Origin of the sequence: Falsiroseomonas oryziterrae, assembly GCF_021864505.1 — a bacterium.
Classification (GTDB): Bacteria; Pseudomonadota; Alphaproteobacteria; order Acetobacterales; family Acetobacteraceae; genus Falsiroseomonas; species Falsiroseomonas oryziterrae.
In genome coordinates, this window is the sequence record NZ_JAKJIB010000191.1 from 1 (window position 1) to 7,512 (window position 7,512).

The 7,512-nt window shown below is 71.9% G+C and carries 9 protein-coding genes; 1 reads left to right on the forward strand and 8 read right to left on the reverse strand.

Translation table 11 applies throughout. From position 1 onward, the window contains the following. Window positions 1-157 precede the first annotated feature (157 nt). From L2I40_RS14900 to L2I40_RS14925, 6 genes are all read right to left on the reverse strand, one after another. Window positions 158-925, reverse strand: a complete 768-nt coding sequence (locus tag L2I40_RS14900) for a LutC/YkgG family protein (RefSeq protein ID WP_237215961.1) — start codon at window positions 923-925, stop codon at window positions 158-160. A 4-nt stretch (window positions 926-929) separates the two neighbouring features. Then, window positions 930-2,360: a LutB/LldF family L-lactate oxidation iron-sulfur protein gene (locus L2I40_RS14905; RefSeq protein ID WP_237215969.1), complete on the reverse strand. Its 1,431-nt coding sequence runs from the start codon at window positions 2,358-2,360 to the stop codon at window positions 930-932. Window positions 2,361-2,371: 11 nt separating this feature from the next. Beyond that, window positions 2,372-3,142 (reverse strand): (Fe-S)-binding protein, encoded by a 771-nt coding sequence (locus tag L2I40_RS14910; protein WP_237215971.1) that lies wholly within the window; start codon window positions 3,140-3,142, stop codon window positions 2,372-2,374. A gap of 55 nt (window positions 3,143-3,197) precedes the next feature. Continuing rightward, the gene (gene dnaQ, locus L2I40_RS14915) at window positions 3,198-3,911 is read right to left on the reverse strand and encodes a DNA polymerase III subunit epsilon (RefSeq protein ID WP_237215973.1); all 714 of its coding nucleotides are present in this window, start codon (window positions 3,909-3,911) and stop codon (window positions 3,198-3,200) included. Window positions 3,912-4,022: 111 nt separating this feature from the next. Further along, a complete protein-coding gene (gene coaE, locus L2I40_RS14920) occupies window positions 4,023-4,616 on the reverse strand; it encodes a dephospho-CoA kinase (RefSeq protein ID WP_237215974.1) in 594 nt (197 codons plus the stop codon). 10 nt (window positions 4,617-4,626) lie between these two features. Beyond that, a complete protein-coding gene (locus tag L2I40_RS14925; RefSeq protein WP_237215976.1) occupies window positions 4,627-5,460 on the reverse strand; it encodes a shikimate dehydrogenase in 834 nt (277 codons plus the stop codon). 100 nt (window positions 5,461-5,560) lie between these two features. Between L2I40_RS14925 and gshB the strand changes: the two genes are divergently transcribed. Then, window positions 5,561-6,505: a glutathione synthase gene (gene gshB, locus L2I40_RS14930; protein ID WP_237215978.1), complete on the forward strand. Its 945-nt coding sequence runs from the start codon at window positions 5,561-5,563 to the stop codon at window positions 6,503-6,505. A gap of 66 nt (window positions 6,506-6,571) precedes the next feature. Here the strand turns inward: gshB and L2I40_RS14935 are convergent, their stop codons facing one another. Then, window positions 6,572-6,829, reverse strand: a complete 258-nt coding sequence (locus tag L2I40_RS14935) for a GlsB/YeaQ/YmgE family stress response membrane protein (protein ID WP_237215980.1) — start codon at window positions 6,827-6,829, stop codon at window positions 6,572-6,574. Between the two features lie 61 nt (window positions 6,830-6,890). Next, window positions 6,891-7,512: alanine dehydrogenase (locus L2I40_RS14940; RefSeq protein WP_237215982.1), on the reverse strand; the 622-nt coding region annotated here is incomplete at its 5' end.

Sequence of the window (7,512 nt, forward strand, 5' to 3'; positions counted from 1 at the left end):
CTTCGGCGCGACCGCCTCCGGCGCCGGATCTCCGGGCGGGGCCTCGGGCCGCGTGCGGCCGAAGAGCGGGGCGATGTCCGCCGTGAAGGCGTGCCACAGCGCAAGGTCGGCGCGCGTCAGGCCTTTCCGTCGCGGCGGCATGGCAAGGCGCGCGGCCTCAGTCGCCGGGCGTCGCCGGCGTGCCGGGCTGCGCGGTCGCCTGGGCGCGCGCTTCGGCGCGGCTCATCTCGCGCGGCGCGGCCTCGTCCTCCACCAGCAGGATGTGCAGGCGGCGCGGCCCATGCGCGCCAAGCTCCAGCGTCTGCTCGATGTCGGCGGAGCGACTGGGGCCCGTCACCAGCATCAGGTTGCGCGGCATCCAGCCGCCGGTCAGCGGATCCTTCCGCTCCGCGCGCAGGCGGTCCCAGGCTTCCTCGTACGCGCCGACGATCGCGCTTGCGCGCAGCAGCACGATCTCGGTCTCCGGCAGCAGGTTCAGCGTGGCCGGCCGCACGGGATCGGAGGGGAAGAACAGCGTGCCTGTCTCCGCCACGCCGGCCCAGGCATGCTGGAGGGAGACGAGGTCGCCGTCCTGCGCGCGCCGCGTCTCCCGCGCCAGCAGCGGGCGACTGGACCAGTCGATCGCTTCCAGCTCCGGATGCGGCGCCATGACGAGGCGCGCGGGCAGGTTCTGCGCGGCGAGGTAGTCGGTGATGGCGGCGGGCACGGCGCTGACGTCGGCGATGCGCTCGACCGTGCCGAACTCCTTCTCGACGTTCTTGATGAAGAGCGCGATCTGCTCCGGCCGCGGCAGGCGCGAGCGGGCGGGGATCAGGTGTCGCGGATGCGCGGCGATGCGGCCTTCCAGCATCGCGGCCTGGTCGGCGGGCAGCGGCCCGCGCTTCAGGCCGCGCCGGATGGCGCCGAGGATGGCGTCCTTGCTCATCGTCTCAGCGTCCGTTCCGCCGGGTCTTGGCGTAGCGCGCCATGAAGGTGCCGCCGGGTTCGGGCGCAGGCAGGTCGCGGCCGCGCGTCCAGCCCTCGGCCAAGGGCATCCAGCCGAACTTTCCTTTGCCCTTGCCGAGCAGCGACAGCGCGCCGATGCCGAGGCGCGTCGCCGCGCGGTACATCGCCGGCCGCTTCGCGAACCACGCCCAGAGGCCGAGATTGGTGCGCACCGTGCCGGGCGTCAGGTGCCGCTCGAACTCGCGTTCGCGCCAGTGGCGCATCAGCTTGGGCAGCGGGATCTTCACCGGGCAGACGCTCTCGCAGCGGCCGCAGAAGGTGCTGGCATTGGGCAGGTGCCCGGCCTTGTCCACGCCGACCAGCGTCGGCGTCAGCACGCTGCCCATCGGCCCGGGATAGACCCAGCCATAGGCGTGGCCGCCCGTGACGCCATAGACCGGGCAGTGGTTCATGCAGGCCGCGCAGCGGATGCAGCGCAGCATCTCCTGGAACTCGGTGCCGATCATGTTGGACCGGCCGTTGTCGATCAGGACGACGTGGTATTCCTCCGGCCCGTCGAGGTCGCCCTGGCGGCGCACGCCGGTGGAGAAGGTCGTGTAGACCGAGAAATCCTGCCCCGTGGCGCTGCGCGCCAGCAGGCGCAGCAGCGACGTCGCGTCCTCCAGCGTCGGCACCACCTTCTCGATGCTGGCGAGCGCGATGTGCACCTTCGGCAGCGTCTGCGTCAGGTCGCCGTTGCCCTCGTTGGTGACGATCACCGAGGACCCGGTCTCCGCGATCAGGAAGTTCGCGCCGGTGATGCCGACATCGGCCGCGAGGAAGCGCGAGCGCAGCTTGGTGCGCGCCTCCGTCAGGATGTCGCGCCGTTCCGTGAACACCCGCTTCGGGTCGAGGTCGGTGTGCGACTCCCGGAAGCTCTCCTCCCAATCCTCGCGGTTGAGGTGGAAGGCGGGGCCGATGATGTGGCTCGGCGGCTCCTTGCGGAGTTGCAGGATGTATTCGCCGAGGTCGGTCTCGACCGGCGTGATGCCGTGCGATTCCAGGTGGTCGTTGATCCCGAGCTCCTCGGAGATCATCGACTTGCCCTTGGTGACCGTCTTGGCACCTGCGTCGCGGCAGATGCGCAGCACGGCGGCGCGCGCCTCGTCGGCGGTGGAGCACCAATGCACCTTGCCGCCCGCTTCCTCGACCTTCGCCGCGTAGCGCTCGAGGTAGAAGTCGAGGTTGGCCAGAGTGTGGTTCTTGATGTTCTTGCCGATCTCGCGGAGCTGCTCGAACTCCGGCAGGCCGGCGACGGCCTTGGCGCGCTTGCCGTGGAACTGCGGCTTGGTGCGCGCGAGCGCCTTCTGCAGGCCGGGATCGGCCAGCGCGCGCGTCGCATTCTCCTTGAAGGCGGGGGACGTCAGGTGGACCATCTCGCGTTCCCCTACTTCGTCTCGCCGATCGGCGCGGCGTCGTTCGTCATGCCGGCCAGCACCTCGGCCACGTGGCGCACCTTCACCGCAGCACCTTCGCGCTGCAGGCGGCCGGCCATGTTCAGCAGGCAGCCCATGTCGCCGGCCAGCAGCGTGTCGGCGCCGGTCTCGCGGACGTCCTTCGCCTTGTCGGACACCATGCGCACCGAGATGTCGGGATACTTCACGCAGAAGGTGCCGCCGAAGCCGCAGCAGACCTCGGAATCCGGCAGCTCCTTCAGCACCAGCCCGTCCACCGAGCCCAGCAGCTTGCGCGGCTGCGCCTTGATGCCGAGCTCCCGCAGCCCGGAGCAGCTGTCGTGATAGGTCACCACGCCCTCGTAGCGCGCCTTCACGGCATCCACGCCGAGCACGTCGGTCAGGAACGACACCAGCTCATGCGTCTTCGCCGCCAGCGCCTCGGCCTTGCCGCGGTAATGCGGGTCCTCGTCGCCGAACAGGCCGGGATAGTGGTGGCCGATCATGCCGGCGCAGGATCCCGACGGTGCCACCACGTGGTCGTAGGGCAGGAAGGCGTCGATGACGTTCCGCGCCAGGTCCTTGGCGGTGGCGCGGTCGCCGGTGTTGTAGGCGGGCTGCCCGCAGCAGGTCTGGACCTCCGGCACCTCGACTTGGCAGCCGGCCTCTTCCAGCAGCTTGATGGCGGCGAAGCCCACCGTCGGCCGGTAGAGGTCCACCAGGCAGGTGACGAAGAGGGCGACGCGCGGGCGGGTCTGAAGCATCCCGCCAAGGTAAGGGATGCTGGCGGGTTCGGGGAGGGCCGGCCGGACACGTCTCCTATGAGGCGGGCTCGGGCGGCTCCGCGAAGGGCGGCTGCAGCCAGACCGCCTCCTTCAGCTTCTTCGCCACGAAGGCGGCATGGGCCGCCAGTTCCTCCTCCGACGGCACGATCGGGCGGGGGGTGCGGATGATCGGCGCCTCCTCGGCCGCCGCGGCGCCGCCGCGGCGCGCGGGGCCGCTGGCCAGCTCCAGGCCGGGCTGCTTGCCGCCCATGAGGGCCAGGAAGACCTCGGCCAGCAGCTTCACGTCGAGCAGCGCGTTGTGCGAGGTGCGCATGCTGTTGTCGACGCCGAGGCGCCGGCACAGCGCATCGAGGCTGTTGGGCAGGCCCGGATAGCGCCGCTTGGCGATGTCCAGGCTGTCCACCATGCGCCCGCGGTCGAGCGTCGGGCGGCCGGCGCGGGCCAGCTCGGCGTCGAGGAAGCCGAAGTCGAAGGGCGCGTTGTGGGCGACGATCTCGGCCTCGCCCAGGAAATCCAGCAGCTCGTCGGCGATGTCGGCGAAGCGCGGCTTGCCACGCAGCATGTCGGCGGTGAAGCCGTGCACGCGGGTGGCCTCGGCCGGGATGTCGCGCTCCGGGTCCACCAGCTTGTGGAAGGTGCCGCCGGTCGGGACGAAGTTGAACAGCTCGATCGCGGCGACCTCGATCACCCGGTCGCCGGAGGCGGGGTCGAGGCCCGTCGTCTCCGTGTCCAACACGATTTGGCGCATGTCTTCTTGCCTCAGACGCCGGCGCGGCCTCCGGCCGCTTGGCTTGCGCGCCGCAGGCGTGGCGTGCCGGGCCAAGCGTTCGCGCGCCGCGCGGGGCCGCTTTCGCGGCCCTTATGGCATGGCGCGTAGTGTCCTGACGATCCGCCGTATATGCCGCTGCGCCGCGTGCCGCGACAGGCCGGTGGGGACGACGTGGTCCGCGCGCCGGCGCTTCTCGGCATCCGGCATCTGGCGGGCAAGGATGGCGGCCAGCCGCGCCTCCGTCATGCCGCCGCGGCGCAGCACGCGGGCGCGCTGCACGCCAGGGGGGGCGGAGACGACGATCACCGCATCCACCCGCGCCTCGCCGCCCGTCTCCAGCAGCAGCGGGATGTCGAGGACGGCGATCCGCTCGCCCCGGCGGCGCGCGGCGGCGAGGAAGGCGCGCTCGGCCCGGCGGACCAGCGGATGGACGATGCGTTCGAGGCGCTTGAGCGCGGCGGGGTCGCCGAGGACGCGGGCGCGCAGCGCCTCCCGGTCCACGCGCCCGCCCTTCGTCGTGCCGGGGAAGGCGGCCTCGATCGGGCGCACCGCGGCACCCCCCTTGCCCTGCAGCCGGTGCACGGCGGCGTCGGCGTCGAAGACGGGAATGCGGAGCCGGCGGAAGGTCGCGGCGGCGGTGGACTTGCCCATGCCGATCCCGCCGGTGAGGCCGAGCACCTTCATGCCCGAGCCCTCACGCCAGGTCCGCGACGATCAGGTCCCGCAGCTCCGCGTCCACCACCGGCGCGACGCCGAACCAGGCCTCGAAGCCGGGCCGCGCCTGGTGCAGCAGCATGCCGAGGCCGTCCACCGCCCGCAGCCCGCGCGCGCGCGCCCGCGCCAGCAGCGGCGTCTCGAGCGGCACATAGACCATGTCGGCGACCACGGCGCCCGGCTGCAGCGGCGCGAGGTCGAGGATCAGCGGCGGCTCGCCCACCATCCCGAGCGAGGTGCCGTTGACCAGCAGCGATGCGTCGCCGAGCGGCGCCTCGGTCGCGACTTCGACCGGACCGCCGAGATCGCGCGCGATCGCCTCGGCCCGCGCCGGTGTGCGGTTGACCAGCGTCAGGCGCGGACAGCCGGCATCGAGCAGCGCGGCCGCCACCGACCGCACCGCGCCGCCGGCGCCGAGGATCACGGCGGGCCCGTCCGCGGGCTGCCAGCCGGGCGCCTGCTCGCGGACCGATTCCAGGAAACCGAAGCCGTCGGTGCTGGTGCCCTCGATCCTGCCGTCGCGGAACACCAGCGTGTTCACCGACCCGGCGCGGCGCGCGACATCGGAGACGGAATCACACACCGAGAAGGCGGCCTCCTTGTGCGGGATCGTCACATTCGCCCCCGCGAAGCCGAGATCCGCCAGGCTGCGCACGGCTTCTGCGAAGCGTTCGGGGCGCACCGGCAGCGGGACGTAGGCGCCGTCCACGCCGTGGCGGGCCAGCCAGATCCCGTGCAGCCGCGGCGAGCGGGAATGCGAGACGGGCCAGCCGAGGATCCCCGCCAGCCGTGACTTGCCCGAAAGGGTGCGCATGACGCCGACGTGAACCCTGCTGCGTGCCCCGGTCAAGGCCGCCGGCTCCCCTTCCCTCCCGCCGCGACGGGTGCGAGAGGTGGGACGAGGAGACCTGACGATGCCGAAGAGCCTGCGCGTCGCGGTCCAGATGGACCCGATCGCCTCGATCAACATCGATGCCGACAGCACCTTCGCGCTGATGCTGGAAGCGCAGGCGCGCGGCCACGTCATGTGGCACTACCATGTGCGCGACCTGGCGCTGCAGGGAGGCCGCGTGGTGGCGCATGCGCAGCCCGTCACGGTGCGGCGCGTGAAGGGCGACCACTTCACCCTGGGCGCGGCGGAGGAGCTCGACCTCTCGGCGGTGGACGTGGTGCTGATGCGCCAGGACCCGCCCTTCGACATGGCCTACATCACGGCCACCCACATCCTCGAGCACATCCACCCGAAGACGCTGGTGGTGAACGATCCGGCGAGCGTGCGGAACGCGCCGGAGAAGCTCTTCGTCACCCACTTCCCCGAGCTGATGCCGGAGACGCTGATCAGCGCCTCCGTCGCGCAGATCCGGAAGTTCCGGGAGAAGCACGGCGACATCATCCTGAAGCCGCTCTTCGGCAATGGCGGCGCGGGCGTGTTCCATGTCCGCCCGGACGACCCGAACCTGAACAGCCTGCTGGAGATGTTCACCGAGCGCTCGCGCGAGCCGCTGGTGGTGCAGCGCTACGTCCCCGACGTCCGCAAGGGCGACAAGCGGATCATCCTGGTGGATGGCGAGGCGATGGGCGCGATCAACCGCGTGCCGGCCGCCGGCGAGGCGCGGTCCAACATGCATGTCGGCGGGCGGCCGGAGCCGACCCAGCTGACCGACCGCGAGAAGGAGATCTGCGCCGCGATCGGACCGGAGCTGAGGAAGCGCGGCATGATCTTCGTCGGGATCGACGTGATCGGCGGCTACCTGACCGAGATCAACGTCACCTCGCCCACCGGCCTGCAGGAGATCGCGCGCTTCGACGGCGTGCATCTCGAGAAGTCGATCTGGGACGCGATCGAGGCCAAGCGCTGACGCGAAGACCCTCCCCCGCGAACGGGGGAGGGGGGTGACTGCGCGGGGTGGTGGAGAGGCTCTGCCTCAGACCGTCGTCCGGCGGCCGACGGCGAAGCGGTAGATCACCAGCACGATCACCGCGCCGACCACGGCGCCGATCAGCCCCGCGCCCTCGCCCGCGCGGTACCAGCCAACCGCCTGGCCCAGCCAGGTGGCGACCAGCGCGCCGACGATGCCGAGCAGCGTGGTGATGATGAAGCCGCCCGGATCGCGGCCCGGCATGAGGAACTTCGCGATCAGCCCCGCGACGAAGCCGATGATGATGGTCCAGAGGAAGCCCATGGACGCCACTCCTTCCTTGCGGAAGCGGTAAGCCGCGGCGCCCCCTCAGGTTCCCGGGTTCCTACAGCTTGAAGGCGCGCTCCACCGACAGGTGATCGAGCCCGAGCGCCTCCGCCACCGCCGGATGCGTCGCGCGGCCGGCATGGATGTTGACCCCGCGCGCGAGATGCGGGTTCGCGGCCGCGGCGCGCGCCAGCCCCGTCTCCGCGATCTGCAGCGTGAAGGGCAGGGTCGCGTTGTTCAGCGCCACCGCGCTGGTGCGCGCCACGGCGCCCGGCATGTTGGTGACGCAGTAATGCACCACGCCCTCCTCGACATAGGTCGGCGCGGCATGGGTGGTGGGGCGCGAGGTCTCGAAGCAACCGCCCTGGTCGATCGCGACGTCCACCACCACGCTGCCCGGCCGCATGCGCGCGAGCATCGCGCGTGTCACCAGCCGCGGCGCCGCGGCACCCGGCACCAGCACGGCGCCGATGACCAGGTCGGCCTCGGTCACCGCTTCCTCGATCGCCGCCGCCGAGGCGAAGCGGGTCGCGACCGCGCCGCCGAACTCGACGTCGAGCGCCGCGAGCACGCGCGGCGCGCGGTCCAGCACCGTCACCTCGGCCCGCATGCCGCGTGCGATGCGCGCCGCATTGGCGCCCACCACCCCGCCGCCGAGCACCGCGACCTTGGCCGCCGGC

Excerpts from the sequence above, each read along its gene's own strand:
- L2I40_RS14925 (WP_237215976.1), bottom strand. The coding sequence starts at position 5,460 with ATGCGCACCCTTTCGGGCAAGTCACGGCTGGCGGGGATCCTCGGCTGG.
- L2I40_RS14905 (WP_237215969.1), bottom strand. The coding sequence starts at position 2,360 with ATGGTCCACCTGACGTCCCCCGCCTTCAAGGAGAATGCGACGCGCGCG.
- L2I40_RS14900 (WP_237215961.1), bottom strand. The coding sequence starts at position 925 with ATGAGCAAGGACGCCATCCTCGGCGCCATCCGGCGCGGCCTGAAGCGC.
- coaE (WP_237215974.1), bottom strand. The coding sequence starts at position 4,616 with ATGAAGGTGCTCGGCCTCACCGGCGGGATCGGCATGGGCAAGTCCACC.
- dnaQ (WP_237215973.1), bottom strand. The coding sequence starts at position 3,911 with ATGCGCCAAATCGTGTTGGACACGGAGACGACGGGCCTCGACCCCGCC.
- gshB (WP_237215978.1), top strand. The coding sequence starts at position 5,561 with ATGCCGAAGAGCCTGCGCGTCGCGGTCCAGATGGACCCGATCGCCTCG.
- L2I40_RS14935 (WP_237215980.1), bottom strand. The coding sequence starts at position 6,829 with ATGGGCTTCCTCTGGACCATCATCATCGGCTTCGTCGCGGGGCTGATC.
- L2I40_RS14910 (WP_237215971.1), bottom strand. The coding sequence starts at position 3,142 with ATGCTTCAGACCCGCCCGCGCGTCGCCCTCTTCGTCACCTGCCTGGTG.